This is a genomic window from Pseudomonas sp. LBUM1664 (assembly GCF_059695895.1).
Genome location: NZ_CP166791.1, coordinates 1,441,532 through 1,464,568, shown reverse-complemented (window position 1 = coordinate 1,464,568; position 23,037 = coordinate 1,441,532). Strand labels below are relative to the sequence as shown.

Genomic DNA, 23,037 nt, shown 5'->3' with positions numbered 1-23,037 from the left:
CGCTAATGAATCCTGCGCAGAACGGAGTAACTCAATGACACCCTTTGCCCTCGTCTACACCCTGCATTTACTGGCGGCCCTGGTCTGGGTCGGCGGCATGTTCTTCGCCTGGATGATCCTGAGACCCGCCGCAATGACGGCCCTTGAGGGCCCTGCCAGGCTGACGTTGTGGGTAGAAGTGTTTCAACGTTTTTTCGTTTGGGTCTGGGTGGCGGTGGTGCTTTTGCCGATCAGCGGCGTAGGCCTGATCCACGTGCGCTTCGCCGGTTTCGAAACCGCGCCGCGTTATGTGCAGATCATGATGGGGTTGTATGTGGTGATGACCGCACTATTTATCCGCATTCAGGGATTGCAGTTACCGTCGTTGCGCAGTGCCGTAGCGGCGAAAAACTGGCCGCAGGGTGCGGCGGTGCTGGGGAAGATCCGGCGGTTGGTGGGGATCAACCTGTTGATCGGGTTGCTGGTGGTGGCGATTGGTGCCGCCCGGCCGATGTTCTAAAGATCGGCAGTTGTACCCATCCCCACAGTTCGTCACATACTTAAAACCGCTGCACCGTCACCGCCCCCGCCGCTCCGGCAGGTCCTGGCTGACCCTCGGCACCGGGGCGGCCGCTTTTGCCACCGTCGGTGGTATAGACGAAGCAGCCCTTGGCCTTGCCGCCAGCGCCGGGTTTGCCACCAGGCCCCGCTGCACCACCGGCTCCGCCGTCGACCGTCACGTTGATCTGCTGCGCTGGGTAGTCGCGGGGCAGCTCAAGGCGCACCAGCGCACCGGCCGCACCCGGCTGGCCATCGCTGCCATTGCTGCCATCGGCACCGCGACCGGCCGAACCCCACGTGCAACCCGGCGCCTGGCCGTTGGCGCCGTCGAGGCCCACGTAACCTGGCGCACCGGCGCCACCACGGGCATCCACCGACAACAACGGCGCGTTCAGTGTGTTGAAGCGCAGGTTGAGATTGCGCCCCGGCCGGGCCGCCTTCGTATAGGTGCCCGGCGCGCCACGGGAAGTGATCTGGCTGCCGTCGGCCAACTCAGCCCGGGCGACCTTCATCTCCAGCGCCTGTTGCGCAGGCACAATGGCGATCCGCGCTTCGCGACCCAGGTGCAGTTGGCCGATGGACAATTCAGTGACGTTGGAAGGCACCAGCAACGTGCCGTAATCGGCCACGTCCAGCCGTTCCAGGGTCAGGGTACTGGTGGTATTGGGCAGGCGCATCAACGAGTGGCTTTCTACCTGGACCACTTGGGCACAAGCCCATGGGCATACGAATGCGGCGAGCAGACACAATTTACGCATGGGAAGCCTCTGACGCAGTCGGGATGGTTTGCAGGTGGAAGATGCCGAACAGCAGCACTCTGAGGCGGTCGCGCCCAGGAGAGGGACGGCCACGAAAGCTGGCTCTGAACAGCAAAAGCTCCACCCCATGGAGCGCCAGCAACAGGCCCCCGGCGAGGTTGACCAGCAGATGCAGCGGATGGACGAACGGCATGATCAGGTTGACCAGCACCACCAGCCAGAACAGCAGGGTCAGCAAGCGCCCCAGCCCCCAAAACACCTTCATACGCCCCCCGATCAGAATTATTCTTTGGGCGCACAGTAACGGCTTGCGCGCAGGATAAGCCAGAGGGCGGGGCAAATTTAATTTAGCGCCGGCCTGTTATCGCTGGAGCGTTCTTGGTGAGTGCTCCTGTGTCACCGGCCATACCGGTCACACAGGAGCAAAGCCCCCATCCGCAACGCTACAAGCCACGGACGGCAAGGGGTTCAGCGGTTTATCTTGATTTCCGTGCGGCGGTTCATGGCACGTCCGTCGGCGGTTTTGTTGTCGGCCACCGGCTGACTTTCACCGGCACCGGCGACCGAGACGAAACTGGCGCGAGGTACGCCGCTTTCGACCAGGTATTGCACCACCGAATTAGCCCGTTTATCGGACAGTTTCTGGTTATAGGCATCACTGCCGACGCTGTCGGTGTGGCCGGTGACCCGCAGTTGCGCGGTGGACGCTTCCTGTTTGAGTCGGGTCGCAACGGTACTCAGCACCTCTTTATCGGCCGGGGTCAGCGTGGCTTTGTTGAATTCGAAATGCACATCACGGACCACAATGGTTTCTTCCCTGACGACCACCACCTCTTCAACCACCGGCACCGGGGCGGGTGGCGAGCAGCCGTCGGCATCAACCTGCACGCCTTTCGGCGTACCCGGGCACTTGTCGCGGCTGTCCGGTACACCGTCGCCATCTTCGTCGCCGTCGCCATGCACCCAGCAATAAGCCGCCGCCATGGAGCCGACCAGCAGCGCACCGCCGCCGGCCCAGGAGGTGCTTTCAGTGGCGCCCAATCCCGCGCCAACCACGCCGCCGACGGCCGCACAGGTCGGCCAGTCGGTTTTTTGCAAACCTGCGCAACCAGTCAACACACTGGTTAGCAGAACCAGGGGTAACGCTGTCCGAACTATGCTCATCGAGTTTTCTCCTTGAGGGATCGGCTAGGCGCCGATTCAGGGGAGTAAAGACCCGAGTTCGGATCTGCGCCAGCATCACGCTATCGCGGGTTTCGCCCCGTGATTGCGGCAGTTCGACACGTTTAAGCACAAACCCCTCTAGGCCATGATGTCCGCGCAGGCTATCGTGGTGGTTCTGACTGAGGAACTTCGATGACCGTTGCCATTTCTTCGCGTACGCCCCAGCAAGCCCTGGCCGCTGTGCTTGACCGTTATGCCCCGCAAAAACTGCTGTTGATCGGTGCCAGCAGTTTTCCCGCACTCGAGGCGTTCCAGCAGGCGCATCCCGATACCGAGGTGGTCCAGGCCGCCCCCGGCCCGCTGCCCGTGGATGTGGCGAAACAACGCTTTGATCTGGCCCTGGCGCTCGACTGCCTGGAGCACTTGCCCAAGCGCGACGGTCTGAACCTGTTAGGCGGCATCCGTAACCTCAACGCCAGCCGTATCGCTGTACTGGCGGACCTCAACGTCTGCGGCTGGCAAGAGACGGACTTCTTTTCCCTGGCCCTGCAAGCCAGCGAGCGATTCCAGCGCGACGAGCAGGTGCTGACCCTGTTTACCTACGATCTGCTTGAATACAAACAAGTCCCCGACTGGCTCAACTCGCGCTTTTGGGCCAACCCGGAAAATTTTGGAAAATATTGGTGGTAACCATGCACACAACCATTTGCCCCTGCGGCAGTGGCAACCCTCTGGACGCCTGCTGCGGCCATTACCACGACGGTCACCCGGCGCCTTGCGCCGAAGCCTTGATGCGCTCGCGTTATAGCGCCTATGTGCTGGGGCTGGTGGATTACCTGGTGAGCACCACCCTTCCCGCCCAACAGGCCGGCCTCGATCGCCAATCCATCAGCGAGTGGAGCGCCAAAAGCACCTGGCTGGGGCTGGAGGTGGAAAGCAGCGAAGTGTTCGGTGGCCAACCGGAACACGCCTTTGTCACCTTCACGGCACGCTGGCACGACGGCCAAGGGGAACATAGCCACCGTGAACAGTCATCGTTCGTACAGAATGGCGGACGCTGGTACTTCATCGACCCGACCGTACCGGTCAAGACCGGGCGCAACGACAGTTGCCCGTGCGGCAGCGGGCACAAATTCAAAAAGTGCTGTGCAGGCTACTTCACTCGCTGATATCCGAATCGTCCGACGCTCGTCCGCGCACCAGCAGGCTAGACTGGGATAAACCAGAGGCACGGACATGACTCACTTATCACGCTTGCTACGCATCATTTGCCTGCTGCTATTCGTTGGGCTCGGCAGCTGTGCGTCCTGGCGAGGTGATGAGGCCCCTGAGCCGCAGGTGCACTTGGTCAAGATCGAGGTGGTGCGGGCCCGGCTGCTGGAACAAAGGTTCATGTTGCACTTTCGCGTCGATAACCCCGGCAACAGCGACCTGACTGTGCGCGGCCTGACCTATCGCATCCATCTGGGTGACCTGCTGCTGACCGAAGGTGAGCATGAACACTGGTTCACGGTACGCCCCAAGCACAGCGCCTACTTCAAGGTACCGATTCGCACCAACCTATGGCCGCAAGTGCGGGAGGTGGTGAAATTGCTCGAGAAACCCCGGGAACAGATCCCCTATCGTCTGGAAGGTGAGCTGGAAACCGGATTATTCATCGCCCACTACGTGCACCTGGAACGCAATGGCGTGATAATCGCCGCCGATTTTATTGCGGAGTAACCCTGATGACCCAGCAACCCCACGTTCATGGCCCTGATTGCAACCACGATCATGATCATGACCATCACCACGATCATGATCACGGCCATGTCCACGGCCCGAACTGCGGCCACGCCCACCAGGAACCGGTGCGCAACGCCCTCAAGGACGTCGGCCGCAACGACCCTTGCCCATGCGGCAATGGCAAGAAATTCAAGAAGTGCCACGGGGCTTGATGGGCCAGGCGAAGATTCTCTTCGCCTGTTAGGCCGTCATCGCGAGCAGGCTCGCTCCCACAAGGGGTCGGCGGCGATCACTCAATATCGCCTCACCGCAAAATCCACTGTGGGAGCAACTGTCTTGGATGGTTTATTTAGCCATCCCTCTTCGCGAACAAACCCGCTCCCACAGCGGTAATCAGCCCGCCTCAAGAATCTGCCCCGCACTGACCACCGTCGCATACTCGCCATGCAAGTTGCCCAGCGACATGGCATGCACCTCTTCAGCCGAATGGGCATTGCCGAAATAATCGGCCTTGTCGAAGGTAAAGCAGGCGTCCTCGGCCACCCAGGTATCGAATCCAAGATTACCGGCCGTACGCGCCGTGGACTCCACCGAGTTGTTCGTCGCCACGCCGACGATCAGCAACTGCCCGATCCCGGCCCTGCGCAGGTCCTCCTCCAGGCGGGTGCCACTGAACGCATCCGGCACTTGCTTTTGAATCAGCCTTTCCCCGGCCACCGGTTCGAACCGCTGTTGAACCTCCACACCCGACTGCCCCGGCCAGAACACCGAGTCCGGCGAGCGGGACAGGTGGTGAACATGGATCACCGGCCGCGCCGAATGCCGCCAAAAGGCGAGCAGTTCCAACATGCGCAGCTCCGCCTCGGGGTTATTGCGAGGGCCGAGCCTGGGGTGAAGAATGCCTTTTTGTTGATCGATGAGGATCAGCGCTGCATTTTCTTGTAACTCCATGCCGGTTTCCTCTCGCTCAGTCATTGAATTTTCCACACTTGAGCATCACCTCCTCCTACAGGCAAGCCTTCGGGCAAAACAGGAAGACCTCCTGTCGTCGCTTGTTGTCCATCATCACGCTGTCTTATCTGGAGCCTTCCATGATCGACCTGTATTACTGGACCACCCCCAACGGCCACAAAATCTCATTGTTCTTTGAAGAAGCCGGGCTGCCTTATAAGGTGCACCCGATCAATATCGGCCAGGGCGAGCAGTTCAAACCCGACTTCCTGAAGATTGCCCCCAACAACCGCATCCCGGCCATCGTTGACCATACACCTGCCGACGGCGGCGAACCGATCTCGCTGTTCGAGTCGGGCGCGATCCTGCTGTACCTGGCGGAAAAAACCGGCCAGTTCATTCCCAAGGACTTGCGCGGTCGACAGGAAGTTTTGCAATGGCTGTTCTGGCAAATGGGCGGCCTGGGGCCCATGGCCGGGCAAAACCATCACTTCAGTCGGTTCGCGCCGGAAAAAATCCCCTACGCGATCAAGCGCTATGTCGATGAAACCGCTCGCCTGTATGGCGTGCTGGACCGACGCCTGGCGGACCGCGATTTTGTGGCGGGCAGCGAATACAGCATTGCCGACATGGCGATCTACCCCTGGACGGTGTCCCACCAATGGCAAAGCCAGCGGCTGGAAGACTTCCCCAACCTGCAGCGCTGGTTCAATCGCATCAAGGAACGCTCGGCGACGGTGAAGGCCTATGCACTGGTGGACAAGATCAACCCGCCCAAGACCTGATTCCCGCGAATAGCTAAATGCCCCACAAAACCCTGTGTGGGAGTTGATCCATGCTGTGTGGGAGCAAAGCTTGCTCGCGAAACAGGCACCTCGATCTCTGAAAGACCGCATCGCCTTCATCGCGGGCAAGCCTTGCTCCCACAGCGAGGCGGTGTGACGTTTCGCTAAATCCCCTCGCCACAAAAAGCACAATGCCTCGCCGGGGCCAGGGGTTTTATCGCCAAATCAACAAATAACCCTCGCCCCCGCTTGCGCGCCCCCCTCCTGCTCACTAACGTAGCGCCTTTATTGGTGCCACCCCCTCCCGCAGGAGCTTTGCCATGGCCTCGCCAGCCTCTATGTTTTCCCTCCCCCGGCTCGGTGTCGCCGCCGCAGCGGCCAGTGTGCTTGGTTTGAGCGGTTGCCAGACCTGGAATACCCAGGACACTGTCACACCCACGTCCGGTGTGCAGCCACTCAAGGGGCTGGCGCAGAGCGTATCGGTTCGGCGCAATGCCATGGGCATGCCGCTGATCGAGAGCAATAGCTTCCATGACGCCCTGTTCACCCTCGGCTACGTCCACGCCAGTGACCGCATCACCCAGATGGTGACCATGCGCCTGCTGGCCCAGGGCCGGTTGGCGGAAATGTCCGGCGCCGAGCGGTTGGATGTCGACCGCTATATGCGCGCGATCAATCTGAAGAAAAGCGCCGACGAGCTGTACAAGGCGTCTTCGCCGCGGCTTAAGCGCTTCTTCGAAGTCTATGCCCGCGGCGTCAACGCGTACCTGTTCCGCTACCGCGACAAGTTGCCGTCAGACCTGGCCGCCACCGGTTACAAACCCGAATACTGGAAACCGGAAGATTCAGCACTGATGTTCTGCCTGCTGAACTTCAGCCAGTCGGCCAACCTGCCGGAAGAAATCGCTGCGCTGGTGCTGGCCCAGACGGTCACCAATGACAAACTTGCCTGGCTGAACCCGTCCTATCCGGATGAACAACTGCCCATGGCCGAGGCCGACAAACTCCAAGGCGTCCGGCTCAATGGCCAGGTCCCGGGCCTGAACGAAATCAGTAAGGCCACCGCCCAAGTGGCCGAACTGGACCTGTTGAAGGTTGCCTCCTCGAACAACTGGGCCATCGCCCCACAACGCAGCCGCAGCGGCAAGAGCCTGCTGGCCAGCGACAGCCATGGGCCGCTGAGCGTACCGTCGCTGTGGCTCCCTGTGCAGATCCGTGCGCCCAAGTACCAGGCGGCTGGGGTTTCCGTGGCGGGCATTCCCATGATTCTGGCGGGCTTCAACGGCAAAGTAGCCTGGAGCATGACCAGCGTGCTGGGTGACAACCAGGACCTGTTCCTGGAAAAAATCCGACGCCAGGGCAATGGTTTGTCCTACGAGGTCAACGGCAAATGGCAGCCGGCGATGGTGCGTAACGAAACCTACTTCATCAAAGGTCAGCGGCCGCTTCGCGAAGCGGTGTACGAAACACGCCACGGCCCGTTGCTCAACAGCGCCCAGGGGCCGGCGATGGCCAACGGCTTTGGCCTGGCCTTGCAGACACCGAGCTTCACCGACGACAAAACCCTGGACGCGTTCTTCGACCTGTCTCGGGCGCAGAACGTCGAGAAAGCCTCCGACGCCAGCCGGGAAATCCGCGCCATGGCCGTGAACATGGTCTTCGCCGACGCCAGTAATATTGGCTGGCAAGTCACCGGTCGCTATCCGAACCGCCGCGAAGGCGAAGGCCTGTTGCCATCGCCGGGTTGGGAAGGTCGCTACGATTGGGACGGTTACGCTGACCCGATGCTGCATCCCTACGACCAGGACCCGGGCCAGGGCTGGCTCGGCACCGCCAACCAGCGAGTCATTCCCCACGGCTACGGCATGCAACTGTCTAACTCCTGGGCCGCCCCGGAGCGTGGCGAGCGCATGGCCGAGTTGGCCGGTGCAGGCAAGCACGACACCCGCAGCCTGACCGCCATGCAATATGACCAGACCACAACGTTCGCGGCCAAGCTCAAGAAAGTCTTCGAAGCCCCGGGCATGTCCCAGCCGCTCAAGCAGGCGATTGAAGCCCTGCCAGTGGCTGACCGGGCCAAGGCTCGCGAGGCCTATACCCGCCTGATGGCCTTCGATGGTCGGCTCAGTCCGACCTCCGCCGACGCGGCGATTTATGAGCTGTTTCTGCAGGAAAGCATGAAGCAGATTTTCCTCGACGAACTGGGCCCGGAAGGCAGCCCGGCGTGGAAAGCGCTGATCGCCAACGGTCAACTGTCCTACTCGGCCCAGGCCGATCACCTGCTCGGTCGCGAAGACAGCCCGTTCTGGGACGACGTGCGCACGCCGCAGAAGGAAGACAAGGCCGTTATCCTGGCCCGCAGCCTGGCAGCCACCATCAGTGCCGGTGACAGCCAGTTGGGCGGCGACCACAAGGCTTGGCAGTGGGGCAACTTGCATCGCTACGCATGGAAGAACAGCAGCGGTCAAACCGTACGCGGGCCGCTACCGGCCGGCGGCGACGCCACCACGCTCAACACCTCGGCGTTCGCCTGGGGCCAGGACTTCAACACCACCCTGGCGCCAGACATGCGTTTTATCGTCGACTTCAGCCAGCCTGAGCCATTGATGGTCCAGGGCGGCGCCGGTCAGTCCGGCAACCCGGCCAGCCCGAACTACCTCAACGGCATCGATCCGTGGATCAAGGGGCAGTATCAGAACCTGCCGCTGCAGCCGCAGAACTTTGATCGGGCGTATGGCAAGGCACGGTTGACGTTGGTGCCCGGCAAGTAGGAGCTGGCAAAGCCTGCGATCTTTTGATCTTTCACTTGGGACTCAAGTGTCAGGGGAAAGATCGCAGTCTCGCTTCGCTCGACAGCTCCTACGGGAGTGTGCAGGTCGGTCGCGGTAGGGACGGCAGTTACCTGCCGCCCCCCGCACAGATCCGTACGTGCGGAACTACCGCATACGGCTCCTGCCTCGGGTATGTGACGCGAAGCGATCCTCAGGGTAAGGATGTGCATTTCTGGGTCTAGATATGTAGAAGTCAGCAAGGCGTCCATAGCGTGACCATTGAAGCCGATTACGCTGGCTACGACGTTTGAGGGCTTGCCGCCATAGACGGCAGACCGCCGAACGAAAACCACCCAGACGTATCAGGTTTCCCGGCACCGCGTGGTAATTGAAGTAACCCCTCACCACCCGAGTGAGCCATTGCCCTTGAACCCGGATGGGTTCATGACGTCGACGTTTCAGCTCAATCCCGAATGGCCAGCAGCGTCGCACGCATTCGCTTCTTGACCGTCAGTCGCAGTATTTGAAAGCCACCGCTTCTGTTGGTACTACAACAGTGTGTGAAGCCCAGGAAGTCAAAGGCCTGCGGTTTACTTAAACCTCGCTTCCTACGATTTCTCGCAGCAAAACGACCGAACTCAATCAGTCGTGTTTTCGAGGCGTTGAGCGATAAACCGAACTTGGCCAACCGTTCCTGCAACTGCACCAGAAACTGCTGAGCCTGCACTTTCGTCCTGAAACCCACCACGCTGTCGTCCGCGTAACGCACAATAATTACATCACCACGGGCATGCCGCTGGCGCCACTGCCTTGCCCACAGATCCAACACGTAGTGAAGATAGATATTCGCCAGCAATGGCGATATCACTGCGCCTTGGGGCGTCCCCTTGGTCGCAGCCACCCTACGGCCATCTTCCATAACACCCGTCTGAAGCCATTTGCAGATAAGCCTGAGCAGGCGCCGGTCTGCAATCCGGTGTCCCAGAAACATCAGCATCCATTCATGGTCGATCTCATCAAAGAACGACGTGATATCCGCATCCAATATCCAGTTCACCTTCTGACCCTTCAACGCGACCGTCAACGCATCCAGCGCATCGTGCTGGCTACGTCCCGGCCGAAACCCGTACGAGAATCCCAGAAAGTCCTCTTCATAGATCGCATTCAGAACGGTAACGACTGCCTGCTGTACGATCTTGTCCTCCAGAGAGGCAATGCCCAACGGGCGTTGCCTGCCATCGGCTTTGGGAATGTAGACCCGCCGCGATGGCGTTGCTCGATAGGCTCCACCGTGGAGCCTTGCGTGCAAATCGGTTACCCGCTGGAGAAGACCTTCCTCGTATTCCCGCCACGACATGCCGTCCACCCCTACCGCTGCATCGCGGCGCAGGGCATAGAAACTCTGCGCCAATAACTGCGGTGTGATGTGGTGCAGCAAAACCGTGAACTGCATGCCCTTGTTCCTTCGGGCTGCTTCACGTACACCTTCAAGTCCCATCGACGCGCAACTGATCCGGCTCAGTGTCCGGGGCGCGGGAGGCTTGTTGGTGTTTCCCTTGGCTACGTCCCTTTCCTCCACTATCTCCGTAGGGCCAAACCCTTTGTTCGATGGCTTCTCAGGTACTACGGACGTATCCGACTTCTCGGCGGCGTAGACAGCAGGGTTACGGCTTTTGGCCTTTCCTGCTCCGCTTAACAGCATCGGCATCCCGAATTCCTGATTACGCGGCTCAATGGCTGGCCCATCGGTCTCCCCTGTCAACGCTTCACCCTGCACCTCACGGTGCAACATGCATGACTCGGGGCCTGGTTGATTCGCCATTTCTTACCAGTATCGAACTTTCATCGACTATCCTCCGCCAGCTTTAACTGGCGCACTAAGCGGCCGGTGAAGTCACTTACCTGATCCCAGCCATAAGGGCGATGTTCTCCACTTAAAAATACGTGGACACCATCGTCCTTATCGTTAGGATTGCCATGCGCCAACGAAGCTCTTATTCCAAATCTTTTAAAACCCAGGTCGTTCAGGAATGCCTGCAACCTGGCATCTCGATCGCCAGCATAGCCTTGCGGCACGGCATCAACGCCAACCTGGTTCGCAAATGGATACCTGTTTATCGGGATCATCCGGTACCGGCTTTACCCGCTTTCGTTCCGTTGAAGCTGGAGCCCGGCATCCAACCCAATCAGCAAATGCCTGTCAGCATTGAAGTCCCTTTTGGCCAGCAGACGCTCACAGTAAAGTGGCCATCCTCAAATCCCGAAGGGTGCGCCCGATTCATCCGTGGGCTCACTCGATGATCCGCATCGACTCCATCTGGCTCGCCACCGAACCCATGGACATGCGTGCCGGCACCGAGACTGCGCTGGCCCGGGTGATCGCGGTGTTCGGTGCGGCGAAGCCGCACTGCGCTTATCTGTTTGCCAATCGCCGCGCCACTCGAATGAAAGCGCTGGTGCATGATGGGTTTGGCATCTGGCTGGCGGCTCGCCGATTGAACCAAGGCAAGTTTCACTGGCCAGGCATTCGCCAAGGCCCTGAACTCGAGTTGGACGCCGAGCAACTTCAGGCCTTGGTGTTGGGTTTACCCTGGCAACGCATGGGCAGTGGCGGTGCGATCACGCTGCTTTAACGGCTGCCATTCGCCTATCGGTCTATCGCCGCGAACTGCCTGCTCTGGCAAAATCCAAGGCATGACTTTTTCTCCCGATCTCGACCAAATGTCCTCCGACCAACTGCGCGCCCTCGCGGCGCAGTTGCTGTCGCAAGTCGAGACCATGGGCAAGAAGATCAACCGCGACCAAACGGTTATCGAGAAGCTGACCCACGAGATCGCGCAGCTCAAGCATTTCAAGTTTGCCAAGCGCAGCGAGCAGCTGAATCCAGAGCAGGCCAGCCTGCTTGATGACCTGATCGATACCGATATCGCCGCGATTGAAGCTGAGCTTCAAGCCTTGCAAACGGCTCCAACGCAGCCTGAGAAAAAGCAAAAGCCTAAACGCGCGGCATTGCCGGCAGAGTTTCCACGCACGTTGATCCATCACGATTCAGTCGGCCAAACTCAACGGGCATGACCCATATGCTTACTTGAAAGACGTTCTGGCGCGACTGCCAACGCAGCGAGCAAGTGAGATCGCTGAGTTGTTGCCGCATAACTGGATGCCGTTGCGCAACCTTTGATCCCCGTTCGTTTACGCTGCGGTATCAGAACTTGTCTTTTCTTTTTCCTCGAGGACACTCAGCCCCGGTCGTATTCACTCTTTAGCCGCCCGAGTGGCAAATCGCCCTACGCTCGCGCTGGGGTGGATCAAAAGCTGCGGACTTCTATCATTCCTTTCAGCGCTTCGACGAAAACCCGAAGCTTTGCAGGCATTTTTGGAAAAGCTCGCAATAAATGGATGTCCATTTTCTGCTCGGATGGATCTTCGAAAAGAATTACTAGACGCCCCCTCACGATATCGTTGGCTACAACCCAGTTGGGTAGAAAAGCAATGCCTATACCACCGACTGCTGCTTCCCGTAGCGCCTCATAGTCGTCACAACGAAAAACAGTCTTCTCGAAACAGGTTGATTGCGGTGGGAGAATCTTCCGCCAACCTATCCCATTTGGATCGCGTCGTTTATCGAGCAAAAGATGTCCTTCCAGGTCGACCATCGAGCCGGGTCGGTCACGACCATCAAGATAGCTGGGGCTGGCGCAAACCAGCCAGCGCTGAGTGCCTAGACGTGTTGCGATCAGGGAGCTGTCCTTCAACTCGCCCATTCGTATCGCTGCGTCTAGCCGCTCGACAGTTGGATCGGTTGCCCGCTCGGTCAAGTCCAATTCAACCTGCACATCAGGATAGTTACGCATGAAAGCCGGCAGCAACGGCAATATGTACAGTCGGCCGAATGTAGGAAGACAACTAACACGCAACAGGCCACGAGGTGTCTGTACCAGGTTCGCTAATTCCGCCCGGGTATCGATCAGTGCATTAACGATGGCCAACGACCGCTCATAAAACATATCTCCGGCATCGGTAAGCCTGAGCCCCCGCGTAGAGCGTACGAAAAGTCGGACGTCGAGGCTCTGTTCAAGGGCATCGATCTGCCGTACGACCGAAGAAGGCACGACACCTCGCTGCCTCGCGACCGCCGAAAAGCTTTTGGCGCGGACCACCTCGACGAAAATTGCCAAGTGCTCTGAGTATTGGATGCTATTCATCTTTGCATTTTATGCAAAACGCTTTGGCGTGGCCACTGATTTCCAAAACATTTAGTTACATATTAAATTCCCCCTTCACTTCCACCATAAAAAGGAGGTCGCCATTTCAAGAATAAAAAAAGCGATTTATGGAAGAGCACAGCACCAAAGAAAAAGGAACTCTAGGAATGGCACGTTCACAATCGCAGAAAAAAATATTAATTACAGGCGCCACCGGATTCGTCGGAATCCATCTTCTTACTGACTTGATTGAAACACCGGAGGTGACAGCAATCTATGTACTGACACGTGCGCCTTCCGGGGATGATGAGTATGTCCCTTTACGTGACGCACTGCGTAAATTTGCGCTTGATCGTCCATTGTCTTCAGAGAAATTACGTATGGTCGGTGGTGATATCTGCCAGCCGCGACTCGGAATCAATGCCATGAATTATGAGGAAATCTGTGCGGAGGTGGATGTAATTTATCATGTCGCCGCGCGGGTCAACCACATCAGAAGCTACGATGCCTTGAAACCTGCGAACGTCGACAGTGTTAGTGAAATTCTAACTATCGCCTCGCGGATGAAGCCAAAAGTTGTCAATTTTGTTTCAACGCTCGGTTCGGCTGTTCGCAAAGATTCGCACGGGCGCTATGTAGAGGACTTTCCAGATGAGACAGAACTGAACTCCGACATGGGTTATCTGCTCTCTAAGTGGGAAGGTGAACGATTGATGGGGGATTTTGATCGCGCCGGGCGTCACGCTAATATTTTTCGCCTTGGCTACATTTCTGGCCACAGCAAAACTGGCGCGGCGCTCTGTCACGATAACCAGCTCATGTTGTTCATCAAAAGCTGCATCCAGATGGGCTTCGCCCCAACGCTGAATCGATTGGTCAACCTGACGCCCATTGACCTGACCACACAAGTAATGAATCTCCCACAGTTCCGTGAACAGGGCGGGCAAGTGATCAACCTTGTGAACTGCTCGGAATATATCTCCTGGAATGAGCTTGTCGAATGGCTGAATGTTCAAGGTCACCCCATCAAAATGATCAGCTTTCCCGAATGGCAACGCAAGCTCATCGCCGACGGTGAGGGCAACCCACTGTACCGTTTTCTTCCATTATATGGACAACCTGACGCTTATGAAAAAATACTGCGATTCGGTAAAGAGATACATAATTTCCGCACCGAAAAAATGGAAGAGCTCGACGCCAAGGGCCTCATTAAATTGCCCCCATTGAAATACTCCTTACTCGAATGCTATTTTGCCTACCTTTATACCGTCAACTTTATATCGCATCCCCAACTGGCAGTATAATCAGCCAAAATCGTCGTCGAGCGTGTCGCTACTCGGCGCGCTCAACGCTTCCGATTTTAATATCGTAAAAGGCCCTACCATGGCGACTGTTAGCCTTATCCACGAAACGCCCGTTATGTCCCGCCCATTCGTCTTCATACTAGCGACTCTTTGCGCCTTGGCGGTTGCTAATATTTACTATGCTCAGCCGCTACTGTTTCTAATCAACAATTCTTTACCTGGTAGTGCAGGCGACACCAGTCTGATATCGACTGTTGTACAGCTTGCCTATGCCGCTGGGTTAGTATTTTTCGTACCTGTTGGTGATCTAATGAATCGCCGAAAACTGTTAATTTTCCTCCTTGGGTGTAATGCGCTGGGTTCCGCGTGGGCGGCTTATGCCGGAAATTTCACTCTACTGATCGGGGCCAATGTTTTAATTGGACTGACTGCGGTCAGCGCCCAGATCATATTGCCTGCGGCTTCAACCTGGAGCTCAGAAGCCGATCGTGGCCGGACAATGGGCACTCTATTGAGCGGGCTTTTCGCAGGAGTGCTTTTCGGCCGAGCGCTGGCGGGCTTCGTGGGCGATCACTGGGGATGGCGAGCCATGTATAGCTTGGCTGCGTTGATCGATGTCAGCCTGCTGGCTGTTGTCTTCACTTACTTTCCTAATAATCGCCCAAATGCACAGTTGTCCTACGGTCGCTTACTTACATCACTTTGGGATCTACTTGTCAGTCAACCCGTACTGCGGAAGGCCTGTGTGGCTGGAGCGCTCATGTTTGGGGCTTTCAGCGCCCTATGGGGAGCACTGGCCAGTCTGTTGGCACAACAACCCTTTGGTTACAGCAGCGAGATCGTTGGCCTATTTGGTTTTACGGGGCTGGCGGGAATGTTCGCTTCACCCAAAATCGGCATGCTGGCAGATCGGATCGGTGCAACCCGCGTAGTCGGGTTGGGAGCGCTTGCCATTTCGCTTGGCTTTGGTCTGATAGCTCTGGCCGGGCATGGCCTTTGGTTGCTTATTCCGGGAATGTTATTGCTGGACATTGGTAGCCGGTCTGGCCTTCTGGGCAACCAACTGCGCATCTATACCCTAGCTCCCGCGATGAGAAGCCGTTTAAATACCGCATTTATGTGCGCGTATTTCTTGGGGGGGGCCGTAGGTACAAGGTTGGGCGGAATCATTGCACTAGATGCAGGATGGACGAGCTTAGCAGCTCTGGGGGCAAGCCTCGCAGTGATAGCCGGACTTTCGACTCTCGGTAGCCAAAAACATCAGAGTTCATAAGGGAAGATCCCTCGCGCAGGGCGCTCTCATTTGAGATAAATCGAGCCACTCGGTTCCCTTAAGGGGATGCGGGATAAAACGCTATTGGCTGCGCGATGATCAATGGGAGCGTCCAGGACCTCCATCTGCATGATTTTGAAATTGCCGATGAGAATTACGGCACTCCCGACCCTGATGGCTGGGGGCCGCCGGTGAACATGCCCAACGCGGCGGTCAGCCTTATCCGTTTTTCCTGGCCCATGCCTTGTCGCAACCGGTGGAGCAATTCGATGCTCTGCTGGGGCCGGCCAGCGATTGGCAAGTGGAGTGGAAGTGGGACGGGATCCGGTCCCAAGTGATCAAGCGCGACGGCCATTTGTGGGTCTGGTCCCGAGGCGAGGAATTGGTCACCGAACGTTTTCCCGAATTGCACTCGCTGGCGCAGGCATTGCCCGACGGCACGGTGATCGATGGCGAAATCGTGGTCTGGAAAACCTCGCGTCCGGTCACCGAGGACGCCTTCGATCCGGATACGCCGCTGCAACCAGCGGTGCAACCCTTTGCCCTGTTGCAGCAGCGCATCGGTCGCAAGACCTTGGGCAAGAAAATCCTCAAGGACGCCCCCGTCGTGGTGATGGCCTACGACCTGCTGGAATGGCAAGGCGAGGACTGGCGCAGCCGCCCCCAGGCCGAGCGCCGCGAGCAACTGGAAGCACTGATTGGCCGTACCCACAGCCCAGTGCTGTTACCGTCGCCGATTGTCACCGGCCAGGACTGGTTCGACCTCGCCCGGCAGCGCGAAGCGTCCCGCAGTCTCGGCGTCGAAGGCATGATGCTCAAGGCCCGCGATGCGCTGTACGGCGTCGGTCGCACCAAGGACATGGGCGTGTGGTGGAAATGGAAGATCGATCCGTTCAGTGTCGACGCGGTGCTGATCTACGCCCAACGCGGTCACGGCCGACGCGCCAGCCTGTATAGCGACTACACCTTCGCCGTGTGGGACAACCCGCCGGGCAGTCGCGAACGCAGCCTGGTGCCGTTCGCCAAGGCGTATTCCGGGCTGACCGATGAAGAAATGCGCCAGGTCGACAGCATCGTGCGCAAGACCACCGTGGAAAAATTCGGCCCGGTGAGCAGTGTCACGCCCTCACTGGTGTTTGAGTTGGGCTTCGAAGGCATCGCCCTGTCCAAGCGTCACAAGAGCGGGATCGCGGTGCGGTTTGCGCGAATGTTGCGCTGGCGCAAGGATAAAAGCGTCGACGAGGCTGACACGCTGGCAACACTTCAGGACCTGTTGAAATAAACCCGCAGTCATTGCTTGGTCATTCCCACGCGGAGCGATCATCTACCTACGCGACATACAAGTCTCGCTCCATCCTGGTGCGCCTTTTAATGTACGCTGCGCCCCGCGCACCATCGCATTCCACCGCCTGCCGCAGAAGCTTTTAAAACACCTGTTCGGCACTCTGGTTCGGAAATTGCTACCTTTATGACGTCATACCGTTCTCACCTTCACCGGTAACAATACTTACGCGCCACAAGCGCTCATATTGGTTTTAGGGATTGAATAATGAAAAAAGCACTGCTGACCCTTTCCGCACTGGCGTTGTGCATGGCCGCTGGCGTCGCCACAGCCAAGGAATACAAGGAACTGCGTTTTGGTGTCGACCCGTCCTATGCCCCGTTTGAATCCAAGGCCGCCGACGGCAGCCTGGTAGGTTTCGATATCGACCTGGGCAATGCGATCTGCGAAGAGCTGAAGGTCAAATGCAAATGGGTCGAAAGCGATTTCGACGGCATGATCCCGGGCCTCAAGGCCAATAAATTCGACGGTGTGATCTCCTCCATGACCGTTACTCCAGCCCGGGAAAAAGTCATCGACTTCTCCAACGAGCTGTTCTCCGGCCCGACGTCGTTTGTGTTCAAGAAGGGTTCGGGCCTGAGCGAAGACACCGCTTCGCTCAAAGGCAAAACCGTCGGCTACGAGCAAGGCACCATCCAGGAAGCCTACGCCAAAGCCGTGCTGGACAAGGCCGGCGTCAAGACCCAGGCCTATCAGAACCAGGACCAGGTCTACTCCGACCTGACCTCCGGCCGCCTCGACGCGTCGATCCAGGACATGCTGCAGGCCGAACTGGGCTTCCTGAAAACGCCACAAGGCGCTGACTATGAAGTTAGCAAGCCAGTGGACAGCCCGCTGCTGCCCGCCAAGACCGCCATCGGTATCAGCAAAGGTAACAAAGAGCTGAAGGCATTTTTGGATAAAGGTATCAAAGCGTTACACGACGACGGCAAGTACGCCGAGATCCAGAAAAAACACTTTGGCGATCTGAATCTGTACAGCGGCAAATAATGCGCTGCGCCCATCCGTCCTCGGATGGGCGCTTTTTTCCCGCCAAAGGCATCTTTCATGTTCGAACAACTCCTACAAAATCTGGGGCTCGCCGCCTTCAGCCTGAAGGGCTTTGGCCCGCTGCTGATGCAGGGCACCTGGATGACCATCAAACTGTCGGTCCTGTCTTTGTTGTTGAGCGTCTTGCTCGGCCTGCTGGGCGCCAGCGCCAAACTGTCCAGCGTCAAACTGCTGCGAATTCCAGCCCAGCTCTACACCACGCTGATTCGCGGCGTGCCAGACCTGGTGCTCATGCTGCTGATCTTCTACAGCCTGCAGACCTGGCTGACCTCCTTTACCGATTTCATGGAATGGGAATACATCGAGATCAACCCGTTCGGCGCCGGGGTGATCACCCTGGGCTTCATTTATGGCGCGTACTTCACCGAAACCTTTCGCGGCGCGATCCTCGCGGTGCCCCGGGGGCAGGTCGAAGCCGCTACGGCCTATGGCCTAAAACGTGGTCAACGTTTCCGCTTCGTGGTGTTTCCGCAAATGATGCGATTTGCCCTGCCGGGAATCGGCAACAACTGGATGGTGATGCTCAAGGCCACCGCCCTGGTGTCGATCATCGGCCTGGCCGACCTGGTCAAGGCTGCCCAGGATGCGGGTAAGAGCACCTATCAACTGTTTTACTTTCTGGTATTGGCGGCGCTGATTTATCTGCTGATCACCAGCGCGTCCAATTTCATCCTGCGCAGGCTCGAACGCCGCTACGCCGCCGGAGCCCGGGAGGCCGTGCGATGATCGAACTTCTGCAGGAATACTGGCGGCCGTTCCTTTACAGCGACGGCAACAACATCACTGGCCTGGCAATGACCCTGTGGCTGCTCAGCGCCTCGCTGCTGATCGGTTTTCTGGTGTCGATCCCGCTGTCCATCGCCCGGGTTTCGCCCAAGTTCTACGTACGCTGGCCGGTGCAGTTCTACACCTATCTGTTCCGCGGTACGCCGCTCTATATCCAGTTGCTGATCTGCTACACCGGCATCTACAGCATCGCGGCGGTGCGTGCCCAGCCACTGCTCGACAGTTTCTTTCGCGATGCGATGAACTGCACGATCCTGGCCTTCGCCCTGAACACCTGCGCCTACACCACGGAAATTTTCGCCGGGGCGATTCGCAGCATGAACCATGGTGAAGTCGAAGCGGCCAAGGCCTACGGCCTGACCGGCTGGAAGTTGTACACCTATGTGATCATGCCTTCAGCGTTGCGTCGCTCGCTGCCGTACTACAGCAATGAAGTGATTTTGATGCTGCACTCGACGACCGTGGCGTTCACCGCTACCGTTCCAGACGTGCTGAAAGTCGCCCGGGACGCCAACTCGGCCACCTTCCTGACGTTCCAGTCGTTCGGGATTGCCGCGTTGATCTACCTGACCGTCACCTTTGCACTGGTGGGCCTCTTCCGTCTCGCCGAACGCCGTTGGCTGGCCTTTCTCGGGCCGACTCACTAGGGCTTACGTTCAGGACACACAAGCAAATGCGCCACCAGATTCATGACCTGCTGGCCCCACTGCCGGGGACCGCACGCAAGATCCACAGCTTCCACTTCGGCCCGGAAAAAGCCGTCGGCAAAATCTATATCCAGTCGTCCCTGCACGCTGATGAGCTGCCCGGCATGCTGGTGGCCTGGCACCTCAAGCAGCGCCTGGCCGAGCTCGAAGCGTCCGGCCACCTGCGGTACGAGATCGTCCTGGTGCCCGTCGCCAACCCCATCGGCCTTGAACAAGTGCTGATGGACGTACCGCTGGGCCGCTACGAACTGGAGAGCGGGCAGAACTTCAATCGCCGGTTCGTCGACCTGAGCGCAGAGATCGGCAACGATATCGAAAACCTGCTCACCGACAATCCGCAGCACAACCTGATGCTAATCCGCGACAGCCTGCGCGATGCCCTCGCCCGGCAGACCGCCAGCACGCAATTGCAATCCCAGCGCCTGGTCCTGCAACGGCTGGCCTGCGACGCCGACATGGTGCTGGACCTGCATTGCGACTTCGAAGCCGTGGCCCACCTTTACACCACGCCCGAAGCCTGGCCGCAGGTCGAGCCGCTGGCACGCTACATCGGCGCCGAGGCCAGCCTGCTGGCCACCGATTCGGGCGGCCAGTCGTTCGATGAATGCTTCACTCTGCTCTGGTGGCAACTCAAGGAACGCTTTGGCGAACAGTTCGAGATTCCCTTGGGCAGCTTCTCGGTCACCGTGGAATTGCGCGGCCAGGGCGACGTCAACCACGGCCTGGCGAGCCTCGACTGCCAGGCCCTGATCCAATACCTGATTCGCTTCGGCGCTATCGACGGCGAACCGATGCCCTTGCCCGACCTGCCCTACCCGGCCACGCCGCTGGCCGGCGTGGAGCCGGTGGCGACGCCGGTCGGTGGCCTGCTGGTCTACAGCGCCCTGCCCGGTGAATACCTGGAGGCGGGCCAACTGGTGGCGCAAATCATCGACCCGGTCAACGACACCGTCACCCCCATTCATTGCCGTAATGCCGGGCTGCTGTACGCCCGCTCGCTGCGTCGCATGGCCACTGCCGGCATGGTGATCGCCCATGTCGCCGGCGCCGAAGCCTACCGCAGCGGCTACCTACTTTCGCCTTGAGGATGCATGTTCCATGTACAAACTGACCATCGAAGGCCTGCATAAAAGCTATGGCGAACATCAGGTGCTCAAAGGCGTTTCGCTCAAGGCCAAGACGGGCGACGTCATCAGCCTGATCGGCGCCAGCGGCTCGGGCAAAAGTACCTTTTTGCGCTGCATCAACTTTCTGGAACAACCCAACGACGGCGCCATGAGCCTGGATGGCCAGCAGATCCGCATGGTCAACGACCACCGCGGCATGCGCGTGGCCGACGAAGATGAACTGCAACGCATCCGCACGCGCCTGGCGATGGTGTTCCAGCACTTCAACCTGTGGAGCCACATGACCGTGCTGGAAAACATCACCATGGCACCGCGCCGGGTGTTGGGTATCAGCAAGAAGGAAGCCGATGACCGCGCCCGCCGCTACCTCGATAAGGTCGGCTTGCCGGCACGGGTCGCCGAGCAATACCCGGCGTTCCTCTCCGGCGGTCAGCAACAACGCGTGGCCATTGCCCGCGCCCTGGCGATGGAGCCGGAGGTCATGCTGTTCGACGAACCCACCTCGGCCCTGGACCCGGAGCTGGTGGGGGAAGTCTTGAAAGTGATCCAGGGCCTGGCGGAAGAAGGCCGGACCATGATCATGGTGACCCACGAAATGAGCTTCGCCCGCAAAGTCTCGAACCAAGTGCTCTTTCTGCATCAGGGCCTGGTGGAAGAAGAAGGCGCGCCGGAAGACGTGCTGGGCAACCCCAAGAGCGAGCGGCTCAAGCAGTTCCTTAGTGGCAATCTGAAATAACCTTTCATCTATCGCGGTGGTCACTGAAAGAGGACTTTCAGGGCGCACGCGGCAGGTATGGCGACATCCAACAACTTCGCAAATCAGTGGTTCAGCGCCTGCGGCTGGAAGCCGTTCGCCTTTCAGAAGCAGGTATGGGCCGCGGTCAAGCGTGGGGAGTCCGGGCTGTTGCATGCCAGCACCGGTGCCGGCAAGACCTACGCCGTGTGGTTCGCGGCCCTCAACCGTTTCGCCCGTTCGGTACCACCGCCGGATAAACCTCATAAACGCAAACCATCTGCCGAACCGCTGAGCGTCCTGTGGATCACGCCGATGCGAGCACTGGCCGCCGACACCGGCAAAGCCCTGGAAGCGCCGCTGGTGGATCTGCAAATCCCTTGGAGCGTCGGCCTGCGCACTGGCGATACCAGCGCCAGCGAACGTGCCCGCCAGGGCAGACGGCTGCCCACGGCCCTGATCACCACGCCCGAAAGCCTGACCCTGATGCTGGCCCGTGCCGATGCGCAAACAGCCACTTCGACATTGCGCATGGTGGTAGTGGATGAATGGCACGAGTTGATCGGCAACAAACGACCTTTTGCTGGCCCAGGCCGCAGAAGAAGTCCTGCGTGAAGAATTGGATATTCGTCGACTGGAGCAGACCTTGGAACGCCTCAATATCTTGACGCTGGACCTGCATGCGATCAAACGTCCCACCCCGCTCGGTTTCCCGTTGCTGGTGGAACGTTTCCGGGAAAGCATGAGTTCGGAAAAACTTGCCGATCGCATCCGGCGAATGGTCAGCGAACTGGAAAAAACCGCCGATCGCGGGGACGCCTGATGTCGGCGCCCTATCCCGTCAACCTGGCCGGCGAAGAACTCTGGCTGCTACCGGAAAAAGCCGTGTATTGGTCCGCCCAGGAAACCCTGCTGGTGGCCGATGTACATTTCGGCAAGGCCGCCGCTTACCGCAGCCTCGGCCAACCGGTGCCCCACGGCACGACCACCAGTAACATCGCCGTGCTGGATGCGTTACTGGCAAGCCTGCCGTGTCGACAGCTGATCTTTCTCGGGGACTTTCTCCACGGCCCCGGCGCCCACGCACCTGGCACCTGGCACCTTGGAGGCCCTTTGCGACTGGCGTGAACGCCATCGGCACCTGGCCATGACCCTGATTCGCGGTAACCACGACAAACGACAAACGCGCCGGCGACCCACCGCCAGCGCTGAACATTCGCGTCGTGCCAGAACCGTTGCTGCTGGGCCCGTACGCCGTGCAACACGAGCCCGACCCACACCCCAGCCGCCACGTGCTGGCCGGTCATGTACACCCGGTCTATCACCTGCGCGGCAAGGGCCGGCAACGCCTGCACCTGGCCTGCTTCCGGCTCGGCAGCGAGATCAGCCTGCTGCCGGCCTTCGGTGCGTTCACGGGCGGTTATCGGGTCGAGCAGGACAATGACTGCAGGATCTTTGTCTTCGGCGATAACGAAATATGGCCCGTTAGCTGAAGCAATCAGCTAACGGGCCATATTTCGATCAGGCAACAGGCGCAGGAGGCGGCTCGTCCGGCAGGGTCGGGACACCGGGTTCAGTGGGTTCGTTGGGCTGTTCGTTGGGGGTATCGGGATCGGGCTGACCGGGGATGCCGCCCGCTGCTTCGGCAGGCTGGGCCAGCAATGACCAGGCCATGACGCCAACCTGATTCGGCTCAAGCCTCGCCAGTTCGGCACTGATTCGCGGATCGATCTTCATAGAGCAACTCCTGAGCGAAGCCCGTTGCGCTGACGCAAAAACGGGCAGTACACGCAATAGAGTGTCCGCCCGCTCAGGA

Annotated in this window: 24 protein-coding genes and 5 pseudogenes; 22 read left to right on the top strand and 7 right to left on the bottom strand. The window is 58.9% G+C overall.

Features of this window, described 5'->3' with window-relative positions:
- The first annotated feature begins 34 nt into the window (after window positions 1–34).
- Window positions 35–499: a CopD family protein gene (locus ACA047_RS06935; protein ID WP_497357868.1), complete on the top strand. Its 465-nt coding sequence runs from the start codon at window positions 35–37 to the stop codon at window positions 497–499.
- A 40-nt stretch (window positions 500–539) separates the two neighbouring features.
- Here ACA047_RS06935 and ACA047_RS06930 read toward each other — a convergent pair whose 3' ends face one another.
- The 3 genes from ACA047_RS06930 to ACA047_RS06920 all read right to left on the bottom strand — a co-directional run bounded on the left by ACA047_RS06930 (window position 540) and on the right by ACA047_RS06920 (window position 2,462).
- Window positions 540–1,298: a collagen-like protein gene (locus tag ACA047_RS06930; RefSeq protein WP_497357866.1), complete on the bottom strand. Its 759-nt coding sequence runs from the start codon at window positions 1,296–1,298 to the stop codon at window positions 540–542.
- On the bottom strand, window positions 1,291–1,563 hold the full coding sequence (locus ACA047_RS06925; protein ID WP_497357864.1) for a DUF1145 domain-containing protein: 273 nt from the start codon (window positions 1,561–1,563) through the stop codon (window positions 1,291–1,293). The genes ACA047_RS06930 and ACA047_RS06925 overlap by 8 nt, the downstream gene beginning before the upstream one ends.
- A 203-nt stretch (window positions 1,564–1,766) precedes the next feature.
- The gene (locus ACA047_RS06920) at window positions 1,767–2,462 is read right to left on the bottom strand and encodes a PA1041 family peptidoglycan-binding anchor lipoprotein (protein WP_497357862.1); all 696 of its coding nucleotides are present in this window, start codon (window positions 2,460–2,462) and stop codon (window positions 1,767–1,769) included.
- 192 nt (window positions 2,463–2,654) lie between these two features.
- Between ACA047_RS06920 and ACA047_RS06915 the strand changes: the two genes are divergently transcribed.
- The 4 genes from ACA047_RS06915 (at window position 2,655) to ACA047_RS06900 (ending at window position 4,399) form a co-directional block, all read left to right on the top strand.
- Window positions 2,655–3,152 (top strand): DUF6231 family protein, encoded by a 498-nt coding sequence (locus tag ACA047_RS06915; protein WP_497357860.1) that lies wholly within the window; start codon window positions 2,655–2,657, stop codon window positions 3,150–3,152.
- A gap of 2 nt (window positions 3,153–3,154) precedes the next feature.
- Complete coding sequence (locus tag ACA047_RS06910) at window positions 3,155–3,631, top strand: YchJ family protein (RefSeq protein ID WP_497357858.1); 477 nt, start codon at window positions 3,155–3,157, stop codon at window positions 3,629–3,631.
- A 67-nt stretch (window positions 3,632–3,698) separates the two neighbouring features.
- Window positions 3,699–4,184: an LEA/WHy family protein gene (locus ACA047_RS06905; RefSeq protein WP_497357856.1), complete on the top strand. Its 486-nt coding sequence runs from the start codon at window positions 3,699–3,701 to the stop codon at window positions 4,182–4,184.
- Between the two features lie 5 nt (window positions 4,185–4,189).
- Window positions 4,190–4,399 (top strand): SEC-C metal-binding domain-containing protein, encoded by a 210-nt coding sequence (locus tag ACA047_RS06900; RefSeq protein ID WP_008083915.1) that lies wholly within the window; start codon window positions 4,190–4,192, stop codon window positions 4,397–4,399.
- A 181-nt stretch (window positions 4,400–4,580) separates the two neighbouring features.
- Here ACA047_RS06900 and ACA047_RS06895 read toward each other — a convergent pair whose 3' ends face one another.
- The gene (locus ACA047_RS06895; RefSeq protein ID WP_497357854.1) at window positions 4,581–5,138 is read right to left on the bottom strand and encodes a cysteine hydrolase family protein; all 558 of its coding nucleotides are present in this window, start codon (window positions 5,136–5,138) and stop codon (window positions 4,581–4,583) included.
- Between the two features lie 140 nt (window positions 5,139–5,278).
- Here ACA047_RS06895 and ACA047_RS06890 point away from each other — a divergent pair, with 140 nt between their 5' ends.
- Both ACA047_RS06890 and ACA047_RS06885 read left to right on the top strand, forming a co-directional pair.
- On the top strand, window positions 5,279–5,923 hold the full coding sequence (locus tag ACA047_RS06890) for a glutathione binding-like protein (RefSeq protein WP_497357852.1): 645 nt from the start codon (window positions 5,279–5,281) through the stop codon (window positions 5,921–5,923).
- 320 nt (window positions 5,924–6,243) lie between these two features.
- Window positions 6,244–8,694: a penicillin acylase family protein gene (locus ACA047_RS06885; protein ID WP_497357850.1), complete on the top strand. Its 2,451-nt coding sequence runs from the start codon at window positions 6,244–6,246 to the stop codon at window positions 8,692–8,694.
- A 463-nt stretch (window positions 8,695–9,157) separates the two neighbouring features.
- Here ACA047_RS06885 and ltrA read toward each other — a convergent pair whose 3' ends face one another.
- Window positions 9,158–10,486, bottom strand: coding sequence for a group II intron reverse transcriptase/maturase (gene ltrA, locus ACA047_RS06880; RefSeq protein WP_497357848.1), 1,329 nt, complete (start codon window positions 10,484–10,486; stop codon window positions 9,158–9,160).
- Between the two features lie 185 nt (window positions 10,487–10,671).
- On the opposite strand from ltrA, the gene tnpA reads away from it, so the two are divergent.
- The 4 genes and pseudogenes from tnpA to ACA047_RS06860 form a co-directional block, all read left to right on the top strand.
- Window positions 10,672–10,995, top strand: a complete 324-nt coding sequence (gene tnpA / locus ACA047_RS06875; protein WP_497357846.1) for an IS66-like element accessory protein TnpA — start codon at window positions 10,672–10,674, stop codon at window positions 10,993–10,995.
- Window positions 10,992–11,327: an IS66 family insertion sequence element accessory protein TnpB gene (tnpB, locus tag ACA047_RS06870; RefSeq protein WP_497357845.1), complete on the top strand. Its 336-nt coding sequence runs from the start codon at window positions 10,992–10,994 to the stop codon at window positions 11,325–11,327. The genes tnpA and tnpB overlap by 4 nt, the downstream gene beginning before the upstream one ends.
- Before the next feature lie 61 nt (window positions 11,328–11,388).
- Window positions 11,389–11,742: pseudogene (locus ACA047_RS06865) on the top strand (transposase domain-containing protein); the annotation flags it as partial.
- Window positions 11,741–11,875 (top strand): annotated as a pseudogene (locus tag ACA047_RS06860) (transposase domain-containing protein); the annotation flags it as partial. The pseudogenes ACA047_RS06865 and ACA047_RS06860, both read left to right, overlap by 2 nt.
- 127 nt (window positions 11,876–12,002) lie before the next feature.
- Here the strand turns inward: ACA047_RS06860 and ACA047_RS06855 are convergent.
- A complete protein-coding gene (locus tag ACA047_RS06855) occupies window positions 12,003–12,899 on the bottom strand; it encodes a LysR family transcriptional regulator (protein WP_497357843.1) in 897 nt (298 codons plus the stop codon).
- A gap of 128 nt (window positions 12,900–13,027) precedes the next feature.
- On the opposite strand from ACA047_RS06855, the gene ACA047_RS06850 reads away from it, so the two are divergent.
- The 11 genes and pseudogenes from ACA047_RS06850 (at window position 13,028) to pdeM (ending at window position 22,714) form a co-directional block, all read left to right on the top strand.
- The gene (locus ACA047_RS06850) at window positions 13,028–14,203 is read left to right on the top strand and encodes a thioester reductase domain-containing protein (RefSeq protein WP_497357841.1); all 1,176 of its coding nucleotides are present in this window, start codon (window positions 13,028–13,030) and stop codon (window positions 14,201–14,203) included.
- Between the two features lie 115 nt (window positions 14,204–14,318).
- Complete coding sequence (locus ACA047_RS06845) at window positions 14,319–15,476, top strand: MFS transporter (protein WP_497357839.1); 1,158 nt, start codon at window positions 14,319–14,321, stop codon at window positions 15,474–15,476.
- A 184-nt stretch (window positions 15,477–15,660) separates the two neighbouring features.
- Window positions 15,661–16,758 (top strand): annotated as a pseudogene (locus tag ACA047_RS06840) (ATP-dependent DNA ligase); the annotation flags it as partial.
- A gap of 267 nt (window positions 16,759–17,025) precedes the next feature.
- Window positions 17,026–17,808 carry a transporter substrate-binding domain-containing protein gene (locus tag ACA047_RS06835; protein WP_497357837.1) on the top strand — a complete coding sequence of 261 codons (783 nt, stop codon included), beginning with the start codon at window positions 17,026–17,028 and terminating at the stop codon, window positions 17,806–17,808.
- 57 nt (window positions 17,809–17,865) lie between these two features.
- Complete coding sequence (locus ACA047_RS06830; protein ID WP_497357835.1) at window positions 17,866–18,594, top strand: ABC transporter permease; 729 nt, start codon at window positions 17,866–17,868, stop codon at window positions 18,592–18,594.
- Window positions 18,591–19,301: an ABC transporter permease gene (locus ACA047_RS06825; protein WP_497357833.1), complete on the top strand. Its 711-nt coding sequence runs from the start codon at window positions 18,591–18,593 to the stop codon at window positions 19,299–19,301. The genes ACA047_RS06830 and ACA047_RS06825 overlap by 4 nt, the downstream gene beginning before the upstream one ends.
- 26 nt (window positions 19,302–19,327) lie before the next feature.
- A complete protein-coding gene (locus ACA047_RS06820) occupies window positions 19,328–20,446 on the top strand; it encodes a succinylglutamate desuccinylase/aspartoacylase family protein (RefSeq protein WP_497357831.1) in 1,119 nt (372 codons plus the stop codon).
- A 13-nt stretch (window positions 20,447–20,459) separates the two neighbouring features.
- The gene (locus ACA047_RS06815) at window positions 20,460–21,224 is read left to right on the top strand and encodes an ABC transporter ATP-binding protein (protein WP_497357829.1); all 765 of its coding nucleotides are present in this window, start codon (window positions 20,460–20,462) and stop codon (window positions 21,222–21,224) included.
- Window positions 21,225–21,281: 57 nt separating this feature from the next.
- Window positions 21,282–21,797 (top strand): annotated as a pseudogene (locus ACA047_RS06810) (DEAD/DEAH box helicase); the annotation flags it as partial.
- Between the two features lie 4 nt (window positions 21,798–21,801).
- Window positions 21,802–22,044, top strand: a complete 243-nt coding sequence (locus tag ACA047_RS06805) for a hypothetical protein (RefSeq protein WP_497357828.1) — start codon at window positions 21,802–21,804, stop codon at window positions 22,042–22,044.
- A pseudogene (pdeM, locus tag ACA047_RS06800) lies at window positions 22,044–22,714 on the top strand (ligase-associated DNA damage response endonuclease PdeM). The gene ACA047_RS06805 and the pseudogene pdeM overlap by 1 nt, the downstream one beginning before the upstream one ends.
- Before the next feature lie 28 nt (window positions 22,715–22,742).
- Here the strand turns inward: pdeM and ACA047_RS06795 are convergent.
- Complete coding sequence (locus ACA047_RS06795) at window positions 22,743–22,958, bottom strand: hypothetical protein (protein WP_497357826.1); 216 nt, start codon at window positions 22,956–22,958, stop codon at window positions 22,743–22,745.
- Window positions 22,959–23,037: the final 79 nt, after the last annotated feature.

Excerpts from the sequence above, each read along its gene's own strand:
- ACA047_RS06935 (WP_497357868.1), top strand. The coding sequence starts at position 35 with ATGACACCCTTTGCCCTCGTCTACACCCTGCATTTACTGGCGGCCCTG.
- ACA047_RS06930 (WP_497357866.1), bottom strand. The coding sequence starts at position 1,298 with ATGCGTAAATTGTGTCTGCTCGCCGCATTCGTATGCCCATGGGCTTGT.
- ACA047_RS06925 (WP_497357864.1), bottom strand. The coding sequence starts at position 1,563 with ATGAAGGTGTTTTGGGGGCTGGGGCGCTTGCTGACCCTGCTGTTCTGG.
- ACA047_RS06920 (WP_497357862.1), bottom strand. The coding sequence starts at position 2,462 with ATGAGCATAGTTCGGACAGCGTTACCCCTGGTTCTGCTAACCAGTGTG.
- ACA047_RS06915 (WP_497357860.1), top strand. The coding sequence starts at position 2,655 with ATGACCGTTGCCATTTCTTCGCGTACGCCCCAGCAAGCCCTGGCCGCT.
- ACA047_RS06910 (WP_497357858.1), top strand. The coding sequence starts at position 3,155 with ATGCACACAACCATTTGCCCCTGCGGCAGTGGCAACCCTCTGGACGCC.
- ACA047_RS06905 (WP_497357856.1), top strand. The coding sequence starts at position 3,699 with ATGACTCACTTATCACGCTTGCTACGCATCATTTGCCTGCTGCTATTC.
- ACA047_RS06900 (WP_008083915.1), top strand. The coding sequence starts at position 4,190 with ATGACCCAGCAACCCCACGTTCATGGCCCTGATTGCAACCACGATCAT.
- ACA047_RS06895 (WP_497357854.1), bottom strand. The coding sequence starts at position 5,138 with ATGGAGTTACAAGAAAATGCAGCGCTGATCCTCATCGATCAACAAAAA.
- ACA047_RS06890 (WP_497357852.1), top strand. The coding sequence starts at position 5,279 with ATGATCGACCTGTATTACTGGACCACCCCCAACGGCCACAAAATCTCA.
- ACA047_RS06885 (WP_497357850.1), top strand. The coding sequence starts at position 6,244 with ATGGCCTCGCCAGCCTCTATGTTTTCCCTCCCCCGGCTCGGTGTCGCC.
- ltrA (WP_497357848.1), bottom strand. The coding sequence starts at position 10,486 with ATGTTGCACCGTGAGGTGCAGGGTGAAGCGTTGACAGGGGAGACCGAT.
- tnpA (WP_497357846.1), top strand. The coding sequence starts at position 10,672 with ATGCGCCAACGAAGCTCTTATTCCAAATCTTTTAAAACCCAGGTCGTT.
- tnpB (WP_497357845.1), top strand. The coding sequence starts at position 10,992 with ATGATCCGCATCGACTCCATCTGGCTCGCCACCGAACCCATGGACATG.
- ACA047_RS06855 (WP_497357843.1), bottom strand. The coding sequence starts at position 12,899 with ATGAATAGCATCCAATACTCAGAGCACTTGGCAATTTTCGTCGAGGTG.
- ACA047_RS06850 (WP_497357841.1), top strand. The coding sequence starts at position 13,028 with ATGGAAGAGCACAGCACCAAAGAAAAAGGAACTCTAGGAATGGCACGT.
- ACA047_RS06845 (WP_497357839.1), top strand. The coding sequence starts at position 14,319 with ATGTCCCGCCCATTCGTCTTCATACTAGCGACTCTTTGCGCCTTGGCG.
- ACA047_RS06835 (WP_497357837.1), top strand. The coding sequence starts at position 17,026 with ATGAAAAAAGCACTGCTGACCCTTTCCGCACTGGCGTTGTGCATGGCC.
- ACA047_RS06830 (WP_497357835.1), top strand. The coding sequence starts at position 17,866 with ATGTTCGAACAACTCCTACAAAATCTGGGGCTCGCCGCCTTCAGCCTG.
- ACA047_RS06825 (WP_497357833.1), top strand. The coding sequence starts at position 18,591 with ATGATCGAACTTCTGCAGGAATACTGGCGGCCGTTCCTTTACAGCGAC.
- ACA047_RS06820 (WP_497357831.1), top strand. The coding sequence starts at position 19,328 with ATGCGCCACCAGATTCATGACCTGCTGGCCCCACTGCCGGGGACCGCA.
- ACA047_RS06815 (WP_497357829.1), top strand. The coding sequence starts at position 20,460 with ATGTACAAACTGACCATCGAAGGCCTGCATAAAAGCTATGGCGAACAT.
- ACA047_RS06795 (WP_497357826.1), bottom strand. The coding sequence starts at position 22,958 with ATGAAGATCGATCCGCGAATCAGTGCCGAACTGGCGAGGCTTGAGCCG.